The sequence below is a fragment of the Phenylobacterium sp. genome (genome assembly GCF_004297125.1).
Classification (GTDB): Bacteria; Pseudomonadota; Alphaproteobacteria; order Caulobacterales; family Caulobacteraceae; genus Phenylobacterium.
On record NZ_SCVD01000023.1, the window covers coordinates 14,391 to 34,912 of the forward strand.

The 20,522-nt window shown below is 70.8% G+C and carries 24 protein-coding genes and 1 tRNA gene; 11 read left to right on the forward strand and 14 right to left on the reverse strand.

Translation table 11 applies throughout. The features are described 5' to 3' along the window. Positions 1–70: 70 nt before the first annotated feature. Positions 71–1,279 carry an acyl-CoA dehydrogenase family protein gene (locus EPO51_RS15625; protein ID WP_293352177.1) on the forward strand — a complete coding sequence of 403 codons (1,209 nt, stop codon included), beginning with the start codon at positions 71–73 and terminating at the stop codon, positions 1,277–1,279. 7 nt (positions 1,280–1,286) lie between these two features. On the opposite strand, the gene EPO51_RS15630 is transcribed toward EPO51_RS15625, so the two are convergent. Continuing rightward, positions 1,287–1,706, reverse strand: a complete 420-nt coding sequence (locus EPO51_RS15630; protein WP_293352179.1) for a surface-adhesin E family protein — start codon at positions 1,704–1,706, stop codon at positions 1,287–1,289. A 156-nt stretch (positions 1,707–1,862) separates the two neighbouring features. Here EPO51_RS15630 and EPO51_RS15635 point away from each other — a divergent pair, with 156 nt between their 5' ends. Both EPO51_RS15635 and EPO51_RS15640 read left to right on the forward strand, forming a co-directional pair. Further along, positions 1,863–2,888 carry an aspartyl/asparaginyl beta-hydroxylase domain-containing protein gene (locus EPO51_RS15635; RefSeq protein WP_293352181.1) on the forward strand — a complete coding sequence of 342 codons (1,026 nt, stop codon included), beginning with the start codon at positions 1,863–1,865 and terminating at the stop codon, positions 2,886–2,888. A gap of 109 nt (positions 2,889–2,997) precedes the next feature. Beyond that, positions 2,998–3,213: a hypothetical protein gene (locus tag EPO51_RS15640; RefSeq protein WP_293352183.1), complete on the forward strand. Its 216-nt coding sequence runs from the start codon at positions 2,998–3,000 to the stop codon at positions 3,211–3,213. 10 nt (positions 3,214–3,223) lie between these two features. Here EPO51_RS15640 and EPO51_RS15645 read toward each other — a convergent pair whose 3' ends face one another. Both EPO51_RS15645 and EPO51_RS15650 read right to left on the reverse strand, forming a co-directional pair. After that, positions 3,224–4,393 (reverse strand): serine hydrolase domain-containing protein, encoded by a 1,170-nt coding sequence (locus EPO51_RS15645; RefSeq protein ID WP_293352184.1) that lies wholly within the window; start codon positions 4,391–4,393, stop codon positions 3,224–3,226. A 93-nt stretch (positions 4,394–4,486) separates the two neighbouring features. Beyond that, positions 4,487–5,785: a tetratricopeptide repeat protein gene (locus tag EPO51_RS15650; RefSeq protein ID WP_293352186.1), complete on the reverse strand. Its 1,299-nt coding sequence runs from the start codon at positions 5,783–5,785 to the stop codon at positions 4,487–4,489. Between the two features lie 142 nt (positions 5,786–5,927). Between EPO51_RS15650 and EPO51_RS15655 the strand changes: the two genes are divergently transcribed. From EPO51_RS15655 to EPO51_RS15665, 3 genes are read left to right on the forward strand one after another with little or no spacing between them, the layout of a single operon-like run. Beyond that, a complete protein-coding gene (locus tag EPO51_RS15655) occupies positions 5,928–6,590 on the forward strand; it encodes a TetR/AcrR family transcriptional regulator (RefSeq protein WP_293352188.1) in 663 nt (220 codons plus the stop codon). 34 nt (positions 6,591–6,624) lie between these two features. Beyond that, on the forward strand, positions 6,625–7,749 hold the full coding sequence (locus EPO51_RS15660; RefSeq protein WP_293352190.1) for an NAD(P)/FAD-dependent oxidoreductase: 1,125 nt from the start codon (positions 6,625–6,627) through the stop codon (positions 7,747–7,749). 47 nt (positions 7,750–7,796) lie between these two features. Continuing rightward, entirely contained in the window at positions 7,797–8,747 is a 951-nt protein-coding gene (locus tag EPO51_RS15665; protein WP_293352192.1) for an NAD(P)H-dependent flavin oxidoreductase, read from the forward strand. Here the strand turns inward: EPO51_RS15665 and EPO51_RS15670 are convergent, their stop codons facing one another. The 3 genes from EPO51_RS15670 to EPO51_RS15680 are packed head-to-tail and all read right to left on the reverse strand — an operon-like array spanning position 8,748 to position 12,464. After that, positions 8,748–9,614 (reverse strand): alpha/beta hydrolase family protein, encoded by an 867-nt coding sequence (locus EPO51_RS15670; protein ID WP_293352194.1) that lies wholly within the window; start codon positions 9,612–9,614, stop codon positions 8,748–8,750. Positions 9,615–9,624: 10 nt separating this feature from the next. Then, positions 9,625–11,436 (reverse strand): asparagine synthetase B family protein, encoded by a 1,812-nt coding sequence (locus tag EPO51_RS15675; protein ID WP_293352196.1) that lies wholly within the window; start codon positions 11,434–11,436, stop codon positions 9,625–9,627. Further along, entirely contained in the window at positions 11,436–12,464 is a 1,029-nt protein-coding gene (locus EPO51_RS15680; RefSeq protein WP_293352198.1) for a glycosyltransferase, read from the reverse strand. Before EPO51_RS15680 ends, EPO51_RS15675 begins: the two co-directional genes overlap by 1 nt. Positions 12,465–12,565: 101 nt before the next feature. On the opposite strand from EPO51_RS15680, the gene EPO51_RS15685 reads away from it, so the two are divergent. After that, positions 12,566–12,642 (forward strand) — tRNA-Met (locus tag EPO51_RS15685). A gap of 24 nt (positions 12,643–12,666) precedes the next feature. Here EPO51_RS15685 and EPO51_RS15690 read toward each other — a convergent pair. Both EPO51_RS15690 and EPO51_RS15695 read right to left on the reverse strand, forming a co-directional pair. After that, positions 12,667–13,203, reverse strand: a complete 537-nt coding sequence (locus EPO51_RS15690) for a DUF1697 domain-containing protein (protein ID WP_293352200.1) — start codon at positions 13,201–13,203, stop codon at positions 12,667–12,669. Positions 13,204–13,219: 16 nt separating this feature from the next. After that, a complete protein-coding gene (locus tag EPO51_RS15695) occupies positions 13,220–13,444 on the reverse strand; it encodes a hypothetical protein (RefSeq protein ID WP_293352202.1) in 225 nt (74 codons plus the stop codon). 179 nt (positions 13,445–13,623) lie between these two features. Between EPO51_RS15695 and EPO51_RS15700 the strand changes: the two genes are divergently transcribed. Then, positions 13,624–13,821: a hypothetical protein gene (locus EPO51_RS15700; protein WP_293352204.1), complete on the forward strand. Its 198-nt coding sequence runs from the start codon at positions 13,624–13,626 to the stop codon at positions 13,819–13,821. 7 nt (positions 13,822–13,828) lie between these two features. Here EPO51_RS15700 and EPO51_RS15705 read toward each other — a convergent pair whose 3' ends face one another. Together EPO51_RS15705 and EPO51_RS15710 are read right to left on the reverse strand one after the other, a co-directional pair. Then, a complete protein-coding gene (locus EPO51_RS15705) occupies positions 13,829–14,449 on the reverse strand; it encodes a class I SAM-dependent methyltransferase (RefSeq protein ID WP_293352206.1) in 621 nt (206 codons plus the stop codon). A gap of 17 nt (positions 14,450–14,466) precedes the next feature. Continuing rightward, the gene (locus EPO51_RS15710; RefSeq protein WP_293352208.1) at positions 14,467–15,516 is read right to left on the reverse strand and encodes a DUF2125 domain-containing protein; all 1,050 of its coding nucleotides are present in this window, start codon (positions 15,514–15,516) and stop codon (positions 14,467–14,469) included. A 23-nt stretch (positions 15,517–15,539) separates the two neighbouring features. Between EPO51_RS15710 and EPO51_RS15715 the strand changes: the two genes are divergently transcribed. Next, positions 15,540–16,064, forward strand: a complete 525-nt coding sequence (locus EPO51_RS15715; RefSeq protein ID WP_293352210.1) for a gamma-glutamylcyclotransferase — start codon at positions 15,540–15,542, stop codon at positions 16,062–16,064. Here EPO51_RS15715 and EPO51_RS15720 read toward each other — a convergent pair. The 4 genes from EPO51_RS15720 to ftsE are packed head-to-tail and all read right to left on the reverse strand — an operon-like array spanning position 16,061 to position 19,031. Continuing rightward, positions 16,061–16,765, reverse strand: coding sequence for a lysophospholipid acyltransferase family protein (locus tag EPO51_RS15720; RefSeq protein WP_293352212.1), 705 nt, complete (start codon positions 16,763–16,765; stop codon positions 16,061–16,063). The two genes, EPO51_RS15715 and EPO51_RS15720, sit on opposite strands and share 4 nt — an antisense overlap. A 2-nt stretch (positions 16,766–16,767) precedes the next feature. Next, positions 16,768–17,391 (reverse strand): YdcF family protein, encoded by a 624-nt coding sequence (locus tag EPO51_RS15725; protein WP_293352214.1) that lies wholly within the window; start codon positions 17,389–17,391, stop codon positions 16,768–16,770. A 12-nt stretch (positions 17,392–17,403) separates the two neighbouring features. Continuing rightward, positions 17,404–18,294: a cell division protein FtsX gene (locus EPO51_RS15730; RefSeq protein WP_293352216.1), complete on the reverse strand. Its 891-nt coding sequence runs from the start codon at positions 18,292–18,294 to the stop codon at positions 17,404–17,406. Further along, a complete protein-coding gene (gene ftsE / locus EPO51_RS15735) occupies positions 18,291–19,031 on the reverse strand; it encodes a cell division ATP-binding protein FtsE (RefSeq protein ID WP_293352218.1) in 741 nt (246 codons plus the stop codon). Before ftsE ends, EPO51_RS15730 begins: the two co-directional genes overlap by 4 nt. Positions 19,032–19,088: 57 nt before the next feature. Here ftsE and EPO51_RS15740 point away from each other — a divergent pair, with 57 nt between their 5' ends. Continuing rightward, on the forward strand, positions 19,089–19,913 hold the full coding sequence (locus tag EPO51_RS15740) for a DUF3426 domain-containing protein (protein ID WP_293352220.1): 825 nt from the start codon (positions 19,089–19,091) through the stop codon (positions 19,911–19,913). Beyond that, complete coding sequence (locus tag EPO51_RS15745) at positions 19,906–20,433, forward strand: phosphoribosyltransferase (RefSeq protein ID WP_293352222.1); 528 nt, start codon at positions 19,906–19,908, stop codon at positions 20,431–20,433. The genes EPO51_RS15740 and EPO51_RS15745 overlap by 8 nt, the downstream gene beginning before the upstream one ends. The last annotated feature ends 89 nt before the right edge of the window (positions 20,434–20,522 follow it).

Below are 20,522 nucleotides of genomic sequence, written 5' to 3' on the forward strand. Positions count from 1 at the left end.
GTCATCCGCTTTAGGGTTGGCTGGACAGCGCGTCGTCTCAAGTTCGGCGGCGCGAGCAGGAGGATTTCCCATGGCCGACTTCGGCGGCGACACCGATCTCGAGGCCTTCCGCGGCGAGGCGAAGACCTGGCTGGAGGCCAACTTCCCGCCGGCCCTGAAGGGCAAGTCCAGCCTGGGGACCGCCGAGGTCCGCGTGAACGACCCCGACCTGGCCAAGTGGCGCAAGGCCATGGGCGAGAAGGGCTGGGGCACGCCGACCTGGCCGAAGGAGTACGGCGGTGGTGGGCTATCGCCCCAGCAGGCCCGTGTGCTCCTCCAGGAGATGACCAGGATCGGCGCCTTCAATCCGCTGATGTTCGGCATGGGCGTGACGATGATCGGCCCGACGATCATGGACTACGGCACCGAGGCGCAGAAGCAGAAGCACCTGCCGCCGATCGTGCGCGGCGAGGTCCAGTGGTGCGTCGGCTACTCCGAGCCCAACGCCGGCTCGGACCTGGCCAGCCTGCAGACCAAGGCCGTGGACAACGGCGACGGCTGGACCATCAACGGCCAGAAGACGTGGACCAGCGGGGCGCAGTATTCCGACTGGTGCGGCTGCCTGGTGCGCACCGACCCCTCGGCCAAGAAGCACGAGGGCATCTCCTTCATGCTGATCGACATGCATCAGCCGGGGATCGAGACCCGGCCGATCGCCCTGATCGCTGGGGCCTCACCCTTCTGCGAGACCTTCTTCACCGACGCCAAGGCGCCGCGCGACGCGCTGCTGGGCCAGCTCAACGTGGGCTGGACGGTGGGCAAGCGCCTGCTGCAGCACGAGCGGGCCAGCCAGACCGGCGCCTCCACCGGCGGACGGCCGCCGCCGCCGGTGTCCGACATCGCGAAACAGTACGTCGGCCTGGATGAGCAGGGCCGGATCGCCGACGCCGACCTGCGGACGCGGGTGGTGAAGCACCAGATGGACGCCAAGGTCCACGGCCTGACCCTGGCCCGCGCCATGGCCGAGGCGAAGGGTAACAACAGCCCGGGCAACGCCGCCTCCGTGCTGAAGAACTCCGCGACCCATGTGGCCCAGACCCGCGCCGAACTGACCCTGGAGATCATGGGCCACCAGGGCCTGGGCTGGGAGGGCGCCGACTTCAAGCCGGAGGAGCTGGAGACCGTGCGCGGCTGGCTGTTCGGCAAGGCGATGTCGATCTACGGCGGCTCGTCCGAGATCCAGAACAACATCGTCTCCAAGCGGATCCTGGGGCTGCCGGACACGACCCAGTCGGCCTGAGGGCGGCTCAGGTCTGGGTGATCGCCCGGCAGGCGAAGGCCATGCGCACGGCGCCCACCGACTCGGGCGCCGGCGCCGCCCAGGGCGTGACCATGAACTTCGGCGAGCGCCAGGCGCGGCCCGCGAGGTTCGGCTTGTCGTGGTAGATCTCGTCGACCACCCGCGACAGTCCCTTGCGGCAGTCGAACTCGCCCAGGCTCTCGACCGAGCGGAAAGCGAAGCCGTCGCGCTGAAGCGACTTGTCCGAGTCATAGGCCGTCCAGGCCTTGCGCACGCCGTCGTCGCCGTGGGCGTGATGGCGCATGTAGACCCACGTGTCGTCGCTGGCGGTGACCAGGGTCCAGCCCGCCTTTTCCAGCCCGAACGGCGCGGCGGCGGCCGGGGCGGCGGCGAGTATCGACAGGGTAAGGGCGAGGGCGGAACGCATGGCGGCAACAACGCCCTGAACGCGGCCGGGTGTCTAGCCGCCTGGCGCGCCCGACCGCTGGTCGCGCGCCACAACGCGTTTGACGAGCCCGCAATCCCTGCCCGCGCGCCTTGTGATAGCCGACGGGCCAAGGCCGCCGAGTTGGGGTTGCTGCCCGTGATCGAGTCCGAAGACCTGCGTATCCGCCAGCTCGTCGAGGCGATGGAGCCCGGCCCCTTCCGCGCGATGCTGCAGGCCGCCCTGCAGCACGAGGCGCAGGGCGAGACCCGCGCCGCCGCCGCCACCTATCGCACCGCCCTGCAGTCGATCCCCCGGTTCCTGTCGCCGTCGGTGCGGCCCGCGCTGGACCACGCCAAGGCGGTGGTCGACGCCAACGACGCGGAGCTGGCCGAGTTCCTGGAAGCGCGGTTGGCGGGATTCCGATCGCGCCACGCCGGGGCCCGCCTGGACCGGGTAGAGCAGTCGAGGGACATCCTGCTGCGCCGGCGTCGCGTCTACCGCCCCTCGCCCAGCTTCATGTATGTGCCGCAGCTCCCGGCCATGGAATTCTACGACCGTGACCTGTTCCCCTGGCTGGACACGCTGGAAGCCGCGACGGCGGACATCCAGGCCGAGCTGACGCAGGTCCTGGCCGGCGGAGCCGAGGTGCTCGAACCCTACGTCGCTATCGACGGCACGCCACAACCGCGGTGGCGGGAGCTGGCCAATTCGCGGCGCTGGGGGGTCTTCTACCTCTGGCGCGCCGGCGTGCCAGTCGAGGAGAACCTGGCTCGCTGCCCCAGGACCGCCAGGGCGCTGGAGGCCTGGCCGCAGTGCCGCCTGGAGGGCACCGGGCCGACCGCGGTGTTCTCGATCCTGGACGCCAAGACCCGCATCCCGCCGCACGTCGGGGTCAACAACGCCCGGCTGATCGTCCATGTGCCGCTGGTCGTGCCGTCCGGCTGCGGTTTCCGCGTCGGCGCCGAGCAGCGGTCGTGGGAGCCCGGGAAGGCCTTCGTCTTCGACGACACCATCGAGCATGAGGCCTGGAACGACAGCGACCAGCCCCGCGCCGTCCTGATCCTGGACTGCTGGAACCCGTTCCTCAGCGAGCCCGAGCGCGAGATGGTCACCGCCCTCACCGCAGGCGTCAGCGACTACTATGGCGACCTGCCCGCCTACGCCCGCGGCGCCGAAGGCTGACCGGACCTGAACCGAACCTAAACGCAGGCCTCAGGTCCGCCTCAACCGGGATGGCGCAAACCTTGCTGCAAGCCGCACAGACGCGGATGCAAAGCCTCAAGGTGACGCCATGGCGACCTCTCACGCCATCGACTGGGTTCTTCTCGATCACACCGCCGACCGCCCGGTCGACATCGGCGACGTCGTCTCGGTGGACGCGGGCGGGATGCCGATCTACCGCGTGCTGGGCCTGGAAGGCCGCGCGGTCCGGGTTGACGACGAACGGCACAGGGACGCCCAGGTGATCCCGCTGGACCGCTTCCGCTGGCGCGGCGGGACCCACTGAGCGCCGGTCGCTACATCGCCTTCGCCGCCGCCCGCGCCGCGTTCAGGAACGCCGCCCGCGCCACGCTCAGCTCGCGGCCCGTGGCGTTGGGCCAGGCGGCGTTGGTGACGATGACGATGCGGTCGTCGCGGAAGACGGTGATGGACTGGCCGAAGATGCCGCGGGCCTCGAAGGCTCCATTGTCGGGCATCCACCAGAAGTAGCCGTAGCCGCGCTCACGGGTCCCGTTGGTGATCTGGGGCGTGGTGGCCTCGGCGGTCCAGCCCGCGGGAAGGATCTGCTTGTCCCCGGCCTTGCCGCCGTCGAGCATGAATTGGCCGAGGCGGGCGTAGTCCTTCAGCGTGATCGACATGCAGCAGCCGCCGCGCTCGTGGCCGGCCGGGTCGACCACCCAGATGGCGTCGCGTTCCATGCCGTAGGGCTTCCAGATCTTCTCCGACGCGTACTGCGACAGGCTCTTGCCCACCGCGTTGGAAACCAGGATGCCGACCAGGTCGGTCTCACCGGTGTTGTAGTTGAAGAACGTCCCCGGCTCATGGGCGCGGGGCAGGCGCGCCATGTAGGTCACCAGCGGATTCTTGCCCGGCTCCAGAGGTAGTGTCGCCGACAGGGCCACGTCCGACTTCGGGTCGGTGTAGTCCTCGTTCCACTTCACGCCCGAGCTCATCATCAGGAGTTGGCGGACGGTGACGCCGTCGTAGCCGGAGCCCTTCAGCTGGGGGATGTAGTCGGTGACGGGCGAGTTCAGGCTCTTGATCTTGCCGTCCTGGATCGCGGCGCCGACAAGTGTCGAGGTTACCGACTTGGCCACCGAGAACGAGGTCCAGCGGTCCTCGGCCTTCCGGCCCAGGCCGTAGCGCTCCATGACCACCTTGCCGTCCTTGAGCACCAGGACGCCCGACACGTTGTAGGCCTTCATGTAATCGCCGACGGAGAAGGTCTTGCCGCCATAGTCGAAGCTGAAATCGATCTGCGTCTCGGCCTTGGGCAGCGGGTGGACCTTGTCGCCGCGCTTGACCGTCTCGACGCGGTAGACGCTCTCGATGTCGCGGTACCAGTCGGACTGCTGCTGGGGCGTCCAGACCAGGATCGAGGGAATGTCCGGCCTGACGGGGACCTGGGCATAGACCCCGCTTCCCGCCAAAGCCGCCACGACGGCCAGTCCAACTACCTTACGCATGCCGAAGCCTCCCCGATTTTGCGGGGAGGCTAAGGGCGTTGCGCCAACTGAACAACAATCACCTTCGTCCTGTATCGGGCGAAGGTGTCCGAGTCAGGCCGCGAGCGAACGCGACGCCTTCACCAGCGGCATCGCCTCGGCCCGCTCGGCCAGCAGCGCGCGTTCCAGGCTGGTCTCGCCGGCGCGGCCGGCGGCCGCGATCAGGGTGAGGTCCAGCAGGTCGCGCTGGGCGTGGCTGCCGCCAAAGCGGCCGGCGCGGTTGCGGACGCCGCGCAGCAGCTCGCAGGTGCGGGCGTACTCGCCGCGCCCGAAGGCGGTGAGCGCCTGGGCCACCGGAAGGCCGACGTCGCGGGTGAACATGGCGTTGTCGCCCGGCCCCTCGACGGCCGCGGCCATGGCGGCCAGCGCAGCTTCCGCCTCGGCGTCGCGGCCGGCGCCGACGAAAGCCATCACGGCGTGCACGTCGTCGAACGCATAGCCGCCGCGCGGCTGGGTGGCGTAGTTCCCCGCCAGCACCGCCCAGCGGTCGCCCACGTCCACGCCCCGCAGCTTCAGCCGCCAGAGCAGGGCGGCGGCGTCCACCATGTCGAAGGCCATCCCGGAGCGGTCGCCGTAGATCGGGCCGTCGTACAGGGCCAGCACCTCGTCGATCTCGCCCAGGCCCAGGTGGAAGAGCGCCAGATGCCACCAGTTGTGGATGGCGAAGAAGCTCTGGTGGCTCCAGGTCCCGCTGTCTTGGCGCATCCAGGTGACCCCGTCGGCACGGCGGTCCTGCATCTCGAGGACGTGGGCGACGGCGTGCTGGGCCCAGTTGTTGCGAGGCTCCAGGTGGATGGCTAGGCGGCCCGCCGCCTCGGCGCGGTCGTAGAGGGCGGTTTCCTCCAGGCCGAAGGCGTGCATGCCGAGGATCGCGTGATAGTTCGGCATGTCCGCCGACCAGGCGGGCAGGGCGCGGCCGATGCGGTCGCGCAGCATCCGGCTGTCCCCGAGCAGGAAGTCCATGAGCTGGCCGGCCTGGAGAGCGAGCACGTCGCGCGGATGGGCGATGGAGACGTCCTCCAGGATCCGGCCCGCGGCGCGGATCTCCCCCGCGAGCAGGCTGCCGATGGCGGCCAGATGCCCCGTCTCGCGGGCGGTCGCCGGCAGGTCCTTGGCCACATCGAACGCGCCGACGCCGATCCGGGCGGTGTCGGTGTCGGTGCCCACCAGGGTCATGTACGCCATCAGCACATGGGCCATGACGAAGCCGGGGCTGTCGGCCACCGCCTGCTGCAGCAGCGGGAAAGGTTCGCCCGCGTAGCAATGGTAGGCGTCCAGCGCCTTCTGATATAGTTCCGCCGCCGTGGCGCTCGCGCCCGACAGGTCGTGTCCGTATTGGTCTTTCACGGCCATCTCGTCCTTCCTCGGTTTTGGGCGGCGAGGGGTACGGGTTTGCGGCCGAGCGCTCCAGCGGTCAAGCGGTCGGTTCCTGGCGGGTCCGGTTTCCGGAACGATTTGAATATCTTGGGCGGATTTCGAGCAGAGGGGCGCAGCGATGACGACCCAGACTTCCGAAGAAACTGCACCGGCGGTGCAGTCGGAACCCCGCACCAAGGGCGAACGCACCCGCGAACGCATCCTCGACATCACCTATGAGGCGGTGATCCGGAAGGGGTTCGCGGCCACCTCGATCGAGGAACTGGTCGAGGCCGCGGGCATCACCAAGAGCGGGTTCTTCTACCACTTCAAGGACAAGGCCGACCTCGCACGCCAGCTGATCGAGCGCTACACCGGCGAGAACGCGCGGTTCCTCGACGAGATGGCCGGCCGCGCCCGCGAGCTCAGCGACGACCCGCTGCACAGCTTCCTGATCTTCCTCAAACTGTACGCCGAGGCGATGCGTGAGCTGGTCTACGCCCACCCTGGCTGCATGGTGGCCACGGTGACCTTCCAGGATCGGTCGTGGGACCGCGAGACCCGCCAGCTCACCATCGACAGCGTGCTGAACTGGCGCGGCCGCTTCATCGGCTGGCTGGAGGAGATCGCCGTGGTCTATCCGCCCAAGGGCAAGGCCGAGCTCGCGGATCTCGCCGACGCGATCCTGGCTTTCACCTATGGCGGCATGACGCTGGCGAAGGCGCTGGGCGACCCCACCGCCATCAGCCGGCAGGCGCTGATGTTCCGCGAGACCGTGCGGCTCCACTTCCTGGGCGCCTGATGACAAGCCGGGGTGCGACGCGCTAGGCCAGGGCATGGCCGAATTCGACTTTGACGCGGTGGTCGTGGGTGCAGGCGCCGTCGGGCTGGCGTGCGGGTACGCGCTGTCGCGGCGCGGTCTGACGGTGGCGGTTCTGGAGAAGGACGTGGCTATCGGCCAGGGCGTGTCCTCGCGCAACTCCGAGGTGATCCACGGCGGCCTCTACTACCCGACCGGCTCGCTGAAGGCGCGGCTCTGCGTCGAGGGCCGGCGAATGCTGTACGCCTTCTGCGACGGCCACCACGTCGAGTACGACCGCTGCGGCAAGCTCGTGGTGGCCGAGAGTGTCGATGACCTGGAACGCCTTGAAGCCATCCTGTCCCAGGCGCGCGAGAACGACGTCGAGGGCATGGAGACGCTGACCAAGGCCCAGGCGCTGGCCTTGGAGCCGGAGCTCGCCTGCGAGGGCGCGCTGTTGTCGCCGCAGAGCGGGGTGTTCGAAAGCCACGCCTACATGCTGGCCCTGCAGGGCGAGATCGAGGCCGCCGGCGGTGCGGTGGTGCTGGCGACGCCGTTCGAGGGCGCGAGCCCGCTAGACGGCGGCGGCTTCTCGGTGCGGGCCGGCGGCGCGGAGCCGACGGTGCTTACCTGCCGTTATCTGGTGACCGCCCCCGGACTGTCGGCCCAGCATGTGGCCGCCGAGATCGACGGATTCCCCAGGGAGGTGATCCCCGAGGCCCATTTCGGCAAGGGAATGTACTTCCGGCTGATGGGCAAGGCGCCGTTCGCGCGGCTGATCTATCCGCCGCCGATCCCGGGCGCGCTGGGCACCCACTATCGGCGGGACCTGGGCGGGCAGGGGGTGTTCGGGCCGGACCTGAACTATGTCGACGAGCCGGACTACACGGTCGATCCGTCGGCGGCGCCGGCCTTTTACACCTACATTCGCAAGTTCTGGCCTGGCCTGCCGGACGGGGCGCTCAGCCCCGACTACGCTGGCGTGCGGCCTAAGATCCATGGCCCCGGAGAGGCCCAGCCAGACTTCCGGCTCGACGCCTCCGAGATCCACGGGTTGCCGGGCCTAGTGGCCCTGTTCGGGATCGAGAGTCCCGGCCTCACGTCTTCACTGGCGATCGGGGAAGAGGTGGCGGTTCGTCTGGGGCTCCAAACGGGCGTTTGAATTCCGCCCGGGAATGGCGATAGTCAGGTCCCAGGGAGAACCGCGCCATGAAGAATCGCATCACCGACCTGCTGGGGGTGAAGTACCCTATCGTCCAGGCGCCGATGGGCTGGATCGCCCGGGCCCAGCTGGCCAGCGCCGTCTCCAACGCCGGCGGCCTCGGCATCATCGAGACTTCCTCCGGCCGCCTCGACGAGGTGCGCGAGGAGGTGAAGAAGATGAAGACCCTCACGGACAAGCCGTGGGGCATCAACGTCGCCCAGGCCTTCGTGCGCGACCCGGACATCGTGAGCTTCGTGGCGGACCAGGGCGTGAAGTTCGTCACCACCTCGGCGGGCGATCCCAACAAGTACTGCGAGGCGCTGAAGTCCAAGGGCCTGACCGTCTTCCATGTCGTGCCGAACCTGGCGGCGGCGGAGAAGGCCATCGCGGCGGGCGTCGACGGCCTGGTGGTGGAAGGCGGCGAGGGCGGCGGGTTCAAGAACAGCCGCGACGTGGCGACCATGGTCCTGCTGCCGCTGGTCTGCTCGAAGACCGACCTCCCGGTGATCGCGGCGGGCGGTATCACCGACGGCCGCTCCATGGCCGCGGCCTTCGCGCTCGGCGCCGAGGCGGTGCAGATGGGGACGCGGATGGTCTCCGCCGCCGAGAGCCCGGTCCACCAGAACTGGAAGGACATGATCGTGAACGCCAAGGAGACGGACACCGTCTTCCTGAACCGCCAGGGCCCGGGCCCGGCGCTCCGGGCGCTGCGCACCGAGAAGACCACGCGCTTCGAACTCGACCCGCCGCCGAACATCATGGCGGAGATGGCAAACGCCCTGGCCCTCTACTTCGGGGGCGACATGGAGGCGGCCATCGCGCTGTCGGGCCAGGTGGCGGGGCGGATCGACAGCGTGAAGCCGGTCGCCCAGATCATCCGCGAGACGGTCGAGGAATTCGAGGCCGTGACGGCGGAGTTGGGCCGCAAGTACGGGAAGGTCGGCGAGCCGGCCTGACTATTTCGGCAGCGTCCCGAGCCAGGCCAGGATCTCTGTCTGCAAGCGGATACGGGCGGTGTTCCAGCCGTGGTCGCTGGCGACGTGGACGACCTTCACCCGCCCGCCGCGCCGCTTGACGTCCATCACCAGAGCCTGCGCGTCTGGCGCAAGGCCATCGTCCGACGTGAGCACGAGCAGGGGGACCTTCGTCAGTCCGGGAGCGGCGGCGGCGAAGGTGTACGGTCCGAGCTCCGCCATTTCACGCGCCATGCTCTGGGCCGTCACGCCGGCGAGGCTCTCCATGTTCTGGGCCGCGAGGTTCGTGTTCCGCTCGATCGGGTTTCCGGCGCGCTTGCCCATGTCGGCGGCCGAGATGAGGGCCGCGCCTGCAAGCGCGGCATCGCCAGCCGCGACTTGCGATGTCACCCAGGCGCCCATGCTGTGCCCCATGATCACCAGCCGTTCGGGGGCGATCCTCAGGGCGGCGGCGTTGGCAGGCGTCCGCAGGTAGGCCAGCACGGCCTTGGCGTCGTCGAGATTGCCCTTGAAGCTGAAAGTCCCGGGACTGCCCCAGGAGCCGCGGTAGTTGAAGGTGACGACGTTCCAGCCGCCGCGCCGCAGGGCCTGGGCCAGGTCGAGGTTCTTCTCGTTGCCGGGCAGGCCGTGCAGCAGGACGACGGTCGGATGGGCGCCGGGGCCGGCCGCGAGGTAGGCCAGCCCGTTGATCTGCACCCCGCCGCTCGGGATGTGCAGGACCTCGGAGCGGGCGGGGTTCGCCTTGTCGGCCGGCGGGTCGGCGTAGATGGCGGCGGGCGGCCTGGTCTGGGCCTCCGCGCCGCAACCGATCGCGAGGGCGGCGCAGGCCGCCAGCATCCAGGACCTCATCGCCATCCCCTCAAATCTCGCCCACGACGGCGCGCAACGCGTCGGCGGGCGCGGCGTCCTCCAGATGGATCAGGGCCCAGATCCCGAAGAATAGCCAGGGCCAGAGCGCCGTGTCTCCTGGACCGCCCAGGCGACGCACCGCGTCCACCTTGCCCAGGCCCGAGCGGATGTCCCCGGCGCGGGGGGCGATCCAGGCTTCCACCGGGACGGTGAAGCCCTGTTTCTTCGCCCAGGGATCGGCCGCCGGGCAGGCCCGCTCAAGCCACTTGCGCAACAACCACTTGCCGTAGCCGCCCCGCACCTTGAAGCGGTCGGCCAGCGGCCAGGCGAAGGCGGCGACGTCGCGGTCCAGGAACGGCGTGCGCCCCTCCAGCCCCTGCGCCATCAGGCAGCGGTCCAGCTTCAGCAGCAGGTCGTTGGGCAGCCAAGTCACCGCGTCGGCCCATTGGGCGCTCTGCAGGGCGGTGAGACCCAGAGGCGCCCGCGCCTGCTCGCGCCAGGCGGCCAGCACCTCGGGCCGGGCGCCGCGCGGCTCGGCCGGACGGCCGCCCAGCAGCCTGGGCCTGAGCGCCCGGCGGTAGCGGCCGTAGCCGCCGAAGAGCTCGTCGCCGCCCTCGCCGGTGAGCACGACGGTGAGCGTGCCCTTGGCGGCCTCGGCCAGCTTGTAGGTGGGCAGGACGGCGTAGTCGGCGGTGGGGTCGTCCAGCACCCAGGCGACCTCAGGCAGGATGCGCCAGAAGTCCGCTTCGCCGAACGCAGTCTCGCGCCAGTCCAGGTTCAGGGCCCGGGCGACCTTCTCGGCCTGGGCCCGCTCGTCCTTGGCGCCCGGGGCGTCGAAGCCGCAGGTGAAGGCGGTGACGGGCCGCTCGTTGAGGCGGGACATGAGGGTGGCGATGGCGGCGCTATCGATCCCGCCGGACAGGAACAGGCCGTAGGGCACGTCCGAGCGCTGGTGAACGCGGACGCTGTCTTCGAGGACGGCGTCGAGTTGGGCAAGTAGGCCTCGCTCCTCCCCCGCTCCGAAGAGCGCGGGGGTGCGGCGAGGAAGCGCTGGGTCGCGAGCGACCCGGTGGGCGATGGAGGGGGCGTGAAGCGGCGAACTCGGCGTTTGGGGCTTGGCGCCCCCTCCGTCTCGTCGCTGGCGCGCCGAGCCACCTCCGCCGTCGTCTGCGGGACGAGGGAGGAGCGGGCTTCGTCGATGCCCGCTCACGATCCGGCCGTCGCGGACCTCGACCACCTCGCCGGGGGCCAGGCGGCGGAGGCCCAGGAAGGGCGTGCGTTCGCCGAGGACGTAGTTCAGGTCGATCAGTTCGCGGGCGGCGCCTTCGTCCAGGACCTTCCGCATCAGGCCGGCGGCGAAGAAGGCGCGGGGTTCGGAGGCGAAGGCCAGGCCCCCATCGTGCTCCATGATGTAGAGCGGCTTGATGCCGAACGGGTCGCGAGCCAGCCAGGAGCGGCCGTCCGGACCGATCAAGCAGAGGGCGTACATGCCGCGCAGCCGGTCGAAGGCCGCCTCGCCCTCGCGGGCGTAGAGGTGCAGCAGGGGTTCGAAGTCCGAGCCGGTGGCCGTCGAGAGGCCGAAATCCCTGGCCAGCTCGACGTAGTTATAGATCTCGCCGTTGCCGATCACCGTCCCGCCGGCGGCGTGCAGCGGTTGCCAGCCGCCCTCCAGGTCGATGATCGAGAGGCGTGCGTGGGCCAGCGCGGCCCCCGCCATCGTCTCCAGCCGCACGCCGTCCGGCCCCCGATGGGTCAGGGCGCGGATCATGGTCTCGACGGGAGCATCCTCCGCTCCCCCGAGCTGCCCGGCGATGCCGCACATCAGCCGGCTCCGTAATCGGCGAACAGCGCCTTCCACTGGGCGACGACGGCGGCCTCCGAGAATTCGGCCTCCACCCTGGCCCCGCCCGCGGCGGCCAGGCGCGCGCGCAGCATGGGCTCGGCCAGCAGGCGCCGCACGCCGGCGGCCAGGGCGTTGGCGTCGTCGACCGGGACCAGCAGGCCGTCGCCGCCGTCCTGGATCAGCGCCTTGGGGCCCTGGCTGTCGGCGGCGATCACCGGCAGGCCGTGGGCCCAGCTCTGGATCACCACATTGCCCAAGGGCTCGAAGCGCGAAGGGAAGACGCAGACGTCGGCGGTCCGGTAGAGCGCCGAGGCGTCGGTGCGCCAGCCCAGGAAGCGGACCCGGTTCGCCACGCCCAGCGCCTCGGCCATGCCCTTCAGCTTGGCCTCCAGCGGACCGACGCCGGCGATCCAGAGGAAGGCCTCCGGAAGCTGGGCCAGCGCCTGGAGGCTCACGTCGTGGGCCTTGTTCTCGTGGAGCCGGCCCATGGCCAGCAGCAGGGGCGCGTCCTCGGGGGTGTCGAGGGCGGCGCGGTCCACCGGCCCGGCATCCGGCGGCGCGGCGGCGAAGTTGGGGATGCAGGTCACCCGTCCCGCCGGCCAGCCCTGGCCCACGATCCAGTCGGCGATGTCTTCGGTGTTGGCCACCAAGTGGTCGAAGCCCTTGTAGTATTTCAGGCTGTAGTAGCCCCCCAGCCGCCCGATCCGCGCCCAGGGCCCGCGCGGGGTATGGCGCGCGGCGCGGTTCATCCAGGCCAGGGCCACCGTGGTCTTCTGAAGGGCTGCAAAGCCGGAGGCCGCCGGCTTGGTCAGGATGTCGAACGGACCGCCAAACCGCAGCACCTTCACCGGCACGCCGGCCTTGCGGAGCCGCGCCTCGCGGGCGGGATTGGCGCGGATGACGGCGGCCTCGGCCAGCCCCGCGCGCTTCAAGGCCTCGACGAGGTCGACGAAGTACGTCTCAGCCCCGCCTTCGCCGGCCGTTCCCAGGAGGTGGAGGACGCTCATCGAGGTGCGACCCTAACGGCTCCCGCCCATTCGCCCAAGCGCTTGAAGCGCGCCGTATCTGCCCCTATAACCCGCGCCTCGCGCGTCGGGCGCCCTGATGTGGCTGGGTAGCTCAGCTGGTTAGAGCGGTGGATTCATAACCCACAGGTCGGCGGTTCAAGTCCGCCCCCCGCCACCAGGGCGCCCGTCGCGCGATTTTCCCTCAGTCTTCCAGCATTTCGCCGATCCGGCGCACCGTGCTCCAGGCGCGGATCGTGCCGACGCCGGAGCGTTCCCTGGAGAGCATCGCGACCACGCGCGACTTGCCAGGCGGTTCGGGCGTGTAGATCCACAGGTCGCCGTCGACCAGGGCGACCTTCTCCCGCGGGCTGGCGCGCTCGGCCAGGGCCGCGAAGGCGGCGTCCCCGATCGGCTCGCGCATCATCCGCACGGCGACATGGCCAGGATCGCGGGCGGTCTCGTCCGGAAACGGGTTGGCGGCCGCCAGCTTCCGGAAGGCGGCGGCGGTGCGGACGATGGTGTCGATGCGCCGCCCGAAGGCCTGTTCGAACGCGTCTTCCAACCGGCGCTCCAGCTTGCGGATGCCCGCGCCCTCGGCGTCGAAGACCGCGTTGCCGGTGGAGAGGAGCGTGCGCGGCCGCTCTACGCCGACGCCCTCCAGCACATGAAGCCAGTCGGCCATCTTCAGCCGCCGCTCCCGGCTGAGCGTGATGCTGTAGAGAAGAGCGACGTAGCGCACCACGAGCGCCGGCGGCTCAGGCGGCGCGTTCCTCGGCCTCCGGCGTCTCCGCCTCGGCCGGCTGGGGCGGCGTGTTGATCGTCAGGAAGGCGTCGTAGCCCTGGGCTTCGGCCTTGTGCGCGGCGTTGCTGGCGGCGGCCACGGCGGTGTCCAGGGTCGAATAGGGCCCGAAGTGCCTGCCGTTCAGACCGACCTTCCAGACGCCGTCGATGAAGTCGACCGTGTAGTTCACCGGGACCATGGCGCGCCTCTCCGCCGGACAAGGCGGAATCGAATCAGATTCGAGCCCGGAAGGCGAGCGTTCCGCGAACGCGGCGCGGTCCAACCATCCCCGGCGGGCGCTTCTGCGTCTGGCACGAGGCTTGTTGCGTAACACGTTAGGCGGACCAAAACGGGACGCCGGCCGATGGAGACAAGCCGATGGCGTCTTCCGTTGTTGTAGCCCGCACCAAGACGGATGGGCTCGAGTATCTCGCCGATGGGGCGCATGGGGTCTGGACGGAAGCGTCGGACCTGGCCCAGCAGTTCATCAACATCCGGGAGGCGACCCGCGCGGCGATGCGCCTGCCCAGCCGGTTCCGGGCGTTCGCCCTGCCGGTGACGCAATCGCTCAACTGAGCGGAGCTTAAGGGGCGGCCTCGCCCCACTCGTTCCAGCCGGCGAACCGGGGCGTGCCCGGGATGTACATGCTGTCGCGACGCCCGACCTTGAAGCCGGCGGCCTCGATGGCCGTGGTGACGGGGCGGGTCAGGTGGCAGCCGCCGGCGATGGCTTTCCAGACCGGTTCGATCCGCCGCTGCCACTTGGCGACGCCAGGGTCGGGCGCAAGACCATGCTCGCAGTACAGGAACCGCCCGCCGGGCTTCAGGACCCGTCGCGCCTCCGCCAGGGCCTTGGCCGGCGCCTGCACGGAGCAGAGCGTGAAGGTGCAGACCACGCAGTCGAAGCCGGCGTCCTCGAAAGGCAGGGCCTCGGCCGTTCCTTCCTCGACCTTTACCGAAAGCCGCGGGTCCCGCGGCGCAGCCTCCGCGATGGCGCGCAGTTCGGGCGCGGGATCCACCCCGGTGACGCTGGTGACCTTGTCGGGGTCGTAGAGGGCCAGGTTCAGGCCCATGCCGATGCCCAGTTCCAGCACGCGCCCCTCCGCCCTCGGCACGACTTTCGCCCGTTGCTTCATCATCGGCGGCGCCGAGCAGGCGCACTTCAGCAGCTTGGGCAGGACGAAGCGATCGTAGAGCGAGGCCATGAGCCAGCATGGCCCAGCTAATTGGGTTCGTACACCTTTGGCGCAGGCGCCAGGGCGACGGGGCCGAGCGTGGTCTGGCCGGCCTCGAAATTGAGGGTGGCGCGGGCCAGGTCGCCCTCCTGCCGGGCTACGGTGACGGCGGCGGCGGCCTCGGCGCGATCCTGCGGGATGGCCCCGGTCGAACCCATGGCGTTCAGGGCGCGAGGCGCCTGGCGCAACGAGACGTCCAGCACGCCGGCCAGCCGCCCGTCGATCCCGACGCGCAGCGTGCCGGAGTTGGCGCCGATCACCGCGTCGCCGGCCGTGAGCCCGCCCCGCTTGACGCTCATCTGGCCTCCGGCGTTGGTCCAGTTCCGGACGGCGCCAGGCCAATCGCGGCCATGGAAGGCGCTGATTTTAGACACCCGGCCGTCCCATTCGATGGAGATCGGTTTCTCGCCCGCGATGCGGCCCAGCAGGCCGGAAAGCCGCGCCTTGCCGTCCTTGACCGAGAACCAGACCCCGGCCTCGTCGCCCACCTCGCTGGGGGCCTGACGCAGGTGGAACTCGACGTGCTCGGCGGCCTGCAGGCCGAAGGGCTGGGCGCCCGCCGCAGGCTGGAACGTCAGGCCGGAGCCCTCGAAGGAGACATTGGGCGGGGTGTTCTGGAAGTGGCTTAGGCTGGCGCGGATCGACTTGCCGCCGACCCGCACCGGCCCGCCCACCGGCCGCACGAAGGTGACGCCCTGGGGCGCGGCGAGGATCCAGGTGGTGGGCGCGTGCATGAACGCCTGGCCCTCCAGCTCCGGCGCTTCCAGGGCCCAGCCCGAGCGGTCGCGGATGCGCGCCTCGGTGAGGGTCACGTTCAGCCGGAAGGGATAGCCGCCGATGGCCCGGTCCTTCCACGCCACCTCGTAGCCGGCCGCCTTCAGCGTCGCGGCGCCGGCGTCCATCCGCGCCTTGACCTCGCTGCGCGCCCAGATCCAGGCGGCCGTCCAGGCGAGGACGAAGGCCAGGAACAGGCCAAAGGTGATGTAGAGGCGCAGGCGGCTCAGTTTGCGGGGCGCGGTCGGATCGGGCACAGACATTCGGGACTTGTTCGAGGGGTGGAATGGCGTCGGAACGCTGGGTCTTCGGCTACGGATCGCTGATGTGGCGGCCAGGGTTCCCGTTCGCGGAGCGGCGAGGCGCCACCTTACACGGACGTCGCCGGGCCTTCTGCATCTATTCCGTCCACCACCGCGGCACCCACGAGCGGCCGGGCCTGGTGCTGGGCCTGGCGCCGGGCGGGGCGTGCCGGGGCGCGGTCTACCGGGTGGCGGAGCAGGATTGGGCGGAGGTCTACGCCTACCTGCTGGACCGCGAGCAGCCGACGGAGACCTACATCGAGGCGCGGCGGCCCGTCCGGCTGGATGACGGACGCCGGGTCGAGGCGCTGTGCTTCCTGTCGGACGTCCACCACCCGCAGTGGGCGGGGGCGCTGACGCCGGAGCGGCAGGCGGAGCTGATCGCCGGGGCCACGGGGCTGTCGGGCCGCAACGTCGACTACCTGCGCGACCTGGTCGAGCACCTGCGCGAGATGCGGGTGCGGGACGCCGGCATGGAGCGGTTGCTGGGGATGGTGGAAGCCGCCTAGCGCCCCAGCAGTTCGTTCGACTTCATCTCGATCCGCTCTTCCAGCAGGCGCATGAACTCGGCGCGCTTCAGGCCGGGGGGGATCGGCTCGAGGTACTCGTAGACGATGAGGCCGGGCGTCAGCTTCAGGCCCTTGGCCGACCAGTGCTCGCCGGCGTTGGTCGCCACCGGATAGACCGGCACGTTCAGCTCCTTGTAGAGGGCGGCGATGCCGGGCTTGTAGTCGGGCGCGGCCCCGATCGGCTGGCGCGTGCCTTCCGGGAAGATCACCAGCTGGGCGCCCCACTTGAAGCGGTCGATCCCCTCGCGGATCAGCTGGCGCATGGTCTTGGCGGCGCCGGCGCGGTCGATGACGATCGCCCCGGCCTTCTTCCCGTACCAGCCGAACCACGGGATCCAGGCCAGTTCCTTCTTCATCACGAAGGCGTTGGCCGGCAGCCAGGTGAACTGGGCGAAGACGTCCAGCATGCACTGGTGCTTGGGCGCCACCAGGGCCGCGCCGGTGGGGATGTACTCGCGGCCGCGCACCTCCACCCGCACGCCCACCAAGCCCAGCAGGGCGATCACGCCCTTGCCCCAGAAATTGAACATCCAGTGCGACCAGCGGCGCGGGCCGAACAGGATCGGCGTGAAGCCGACCGCGACCACCGTCGTCCAGACGCTGAACAGGATCAGGTAGACGGTCGATCGGAGGGTCTGCACGGTCAGGCCTTGGGTTGCGCGGCGGGGGCTTCGCGGGGGCCGAGCCCCAGCACGGCCTCGCGGCCGAGGATCGCCAGGTACTTGCAATACTCCACCACCATCAACCGGGCCGCGGCGGGATTGCGCCACCAGCGCCGGTCCTTCAGGGCCCGGGTGGGGACGGCGTAGGTCTGGGCCGTGATCCCGGTGCCGCGCAGGACCGCGTTCAGCTCCAGCATGGCGCGGGGCATGTGGTAGTCGGCGGTGACGACGATCAGGCTGCGGTAGCGCATGGCCTGGGCCCAGGCCGCGGTCTCGCGGGCGTTGCCGACCGTGTCGGCGGCGGTGAAGCCCAGGTCCACGCAACAGTCGTAGAGCCGGCGCACGGCGCGCGAGACGTTGCGGATGTCCTCCCGGCTGGCCTTGCGGTTGACGCCGGAGACCAGGACGCGGCTGCCGTAGCCGTCCTCCAGCAGGCCCACGGCGGCGCCGAGGCGCTCGTTCGAGCCCGCGCCGGTCAGGGCCACGATCCCCTGGGCGGGGATGGGCGCGCGGGCCGGCGTCTGGTGCTGGACCCGGCCCGCGAAGGCGAGGAGCCCGGAGAACCAGATCAGCGCCACGACCAGGAAGGCGGCGATCGACTTCATTGCGGCCCCATTCTACAGGGCTTTTATCAGCCGCCGGGCCGTCACGCGCGCGGCCACCGCGGCGACCAGGGCGGCCAGCACCGGGCAGGGCAGGACGGCCAGCAGGTCGATCCAGGCGATGGGCAGGGCCGGCGTGATCCCCTGGCCGCCGCCCATCAGGCGCAGGATCGCGCCCAGCGCCGCCGCCGCCGCCGCCCCCGCCGCCCCCGAGATGGCGGCCACGCGGGCGAAGCGCAGCTCGAACAGACTGGCGATCTGGGCGTCCTCGGCGCCGGTCAGGTGCAGCACCTCGACCACGTCGCGCCGCGCGGCCAGGCCGGCGCGGGTGGCGAAGGCGATGACGGCCGCGGCCGCCCCGGCGATCAGCAGCAGCAGGGTGGCGGCCGTCCAGCGGACCACGCCGGCGGCCTTGCGGATGTCCTTGATCCAGACGCTGTGGTCGTCGACGACGGCGTCCAGGCCGTGGCCCTTCAGCGCCTTGTCCAGGGCCGCAGCGGTGGCGGGCGCCTTGCGGTCCAGGCCCACGGCCACCAGGCGCGGCACGGGCAGGTCGTCCAGGTCGGCGACGTCGCCCAGCCACGGCTTGATCAGCGCGTAGGCCTTCTCCTTCTCCAGCGCCCGGGCCTCGGTGACGCCGGGCACGCCGGCCAGGGCCTCCGCCGCGCGGGCCGCTGCCGCGTCGGGGGTCTCGCCGCCGCGGGCGCGGACGATCACCGTGGCCTCGCCGGTGAGCTGGCTGGCCCAGTCCTGCGCGGCGCGGTTGCCGGCGATCACGCCCAGCGCGGTCAGGCAGGCCAGGAAGCAGAGCACCGCCACCACGAACAGCAGGGCCGGGTCGCGGGCGTCCTCCTCCGGCAGGAACGAGGCCGGCCGCCAGCGGGCGGGGTCGAAGGGCTCGCTCATCCGGCCGCCTCGGGCGCCATCGGCCCTTGCGGCGGGAGCGGGCGCAGGCGGCCCTTGTCCAGGTGCAGCACCGGGCGCGCCGAGCGGGCGACCAGGTCCTGGTCGTGGGTGGCGATGATGATGGTGGTGCCCAGCCGGTTCAGCTCGACGAACAGGCGGTAGATGCGCAGCGCCATCTCGTGGTCGACGTTTCCGGTCGGCTCGTCCGCCAGCAGGATCTCGGGGCGGTTGACCACGGCGCGGGCGATGGCCAGCCGCTGCTTCTCGCCCCCGGCCAGGGTGGGGGGCAGGGCTTCCATTCGCGCCCCCAGGCCCACCCAGGTCAGGAGCTCGGCCACGTCGTTGCGGTATTCCGACGGCTTGTGGCCGGCGATGCGCAGGGGAAGCGCGGTGTTGTCGAACGCCGACAGGTGGTCCAGCAGCAGCAGGTCCTGGAACACCACCCCGATCCGGCGCCGGGTGCGGGGCAGCTCGTGCGCCGGCATCGCCGCCACGTCCTCGCCGAACAGCCGCACCGAGCCGCCCGACGGGCGCGCCGCCAGGTAGATCAGCTTCAGCAGCGAACTTTTCCCGGCGCCCGACGGGCCGGTGACGAAGTGGAAGGATCCGCGCGGCAGGGACAGCGAAACGTCGCTCAGCACCTCGGGCCCGCGGCCGTAGCGCATGGAAACGCCGGTAAATCGGAGGATTTCGTCGGCCGAGTGGTCCCCGGCGGCGTCGATGGCGTTTCTGGACATGGAGGCCGAAATCGGCGACCTCGGAAGTGAGGGTGCTGGAGCGTCCGATTCGACCTCATGATACTGACCTGTCCCGAGTGCGCCACCAGCTATTTTGTCGACGACCTGCGGATTCCGCGGGGCGGCCGCATGGTCAAGTGTACCTCGTGCGGCAATCGCTGGCGCGCCTTCCAGGACCGCGCCGAGCCCGAGCACCCACCCCTTGAAGACGAGATGCTGGTCGAGGCGCCGCGCGATCCGACGACCCCTGCGCCCGGCGACGACGTCGAATTCATGGCGGCGCCGGCCGCGCCCATCCGAAAGCCGGAGCCGAAGAAGAAAAAGGCCTCCGTCGCCATGGTCGTGGGCGTCGGCCTGGCCGCGGGGCTGGCCCTGGCGCTGGGCGGGGCGGTGATCTTCCGCCAGCCGCTGTCCGAAAAGATCCCCGCCACGGCGCCGCTGTTCGCCGCCATCGGCCTGCCGGTGAACACCCTGGGGCTGGTGATCGAGGGCGTGAAGCAGCAGGCGACGTTCCAGGCAGGGCGCCCGGTGCTGTCGGTGACCGGCGCCATCCGCAACGTGCGCAAGGACTCCATCGAGGCCCCGCCGATCCGCATCAGCCTGGTGGACAAGGCCGGCAAGCCGGTGGCCGGCGTCCTGGCCCAGCCGCTGAACGCCAAGGTGCCGCCGGGCGCCACCCGCTATTTCGCGGTCACCCTGGCCGACCCGCCGGCCGGCGCGCACGCGCTGGACATCGCCTTCGAGGAACCCGCCAAGGGCGGCGCGCCGCACGCAGAACCCGCCGCCGCCGCGCACGCGGAGCCCGCGCCCGCCGCCGCGGCGCCGGTCGAGGCCCAGCCCCTTCCCGCCAATTCTCCGGACGCCCTGACCAAGCATGAGTGAGCCCGCCCCCGCCGTCCTGATTTCCGAAGACGAGGTGATGCGCCGGGTGGCGGCGCTGGCCGCCGACATCGCCCCGCGCATCGACGACGAGACGGTGGTGGTCTGCCTGCTCACCGGCGGCATCTGGTTCGCCGCCGACCTGACCCGGGCCCTGGCCCGCCTCGGCCGCCTGGTGCGCTTCGACGCCCTGTGGCTCGCCTCCTACAAGGACGAACGCCAGTCCAGCGGCCGCTGCGAGGTGCGCGCCGACCTGCAGCGTCCGATCGCCGGGCGCAAGGCCCTGGTGGTGGACGACGTCTTCGACACCGGCCTGTCGCTGTCCGAAGCCGCCCGCCTGGTCCGCGACAGCGGCGCGACCGAGGTGCTCACCGCCGTCTTCGCCCGCAAGCCCTGGCCCACCCCGCGCGCCATGGAGCCGGACTTCGTCGCCTGGGAGGCCCCGGGCCGGTTCCTGGTGGGCTACGGCCTGGACGTGGCCGGCACGATGCGCGGCCTGCCGTACATCGGGGCGATGGACTGAGGGCCGCCAGACCCATCGCGCCGCCCTGTTCCAAAATGGCGTCGGTCGCCCGACATAGCGACGCCGCCGGGCGGGGCCGCGGCGGCGTC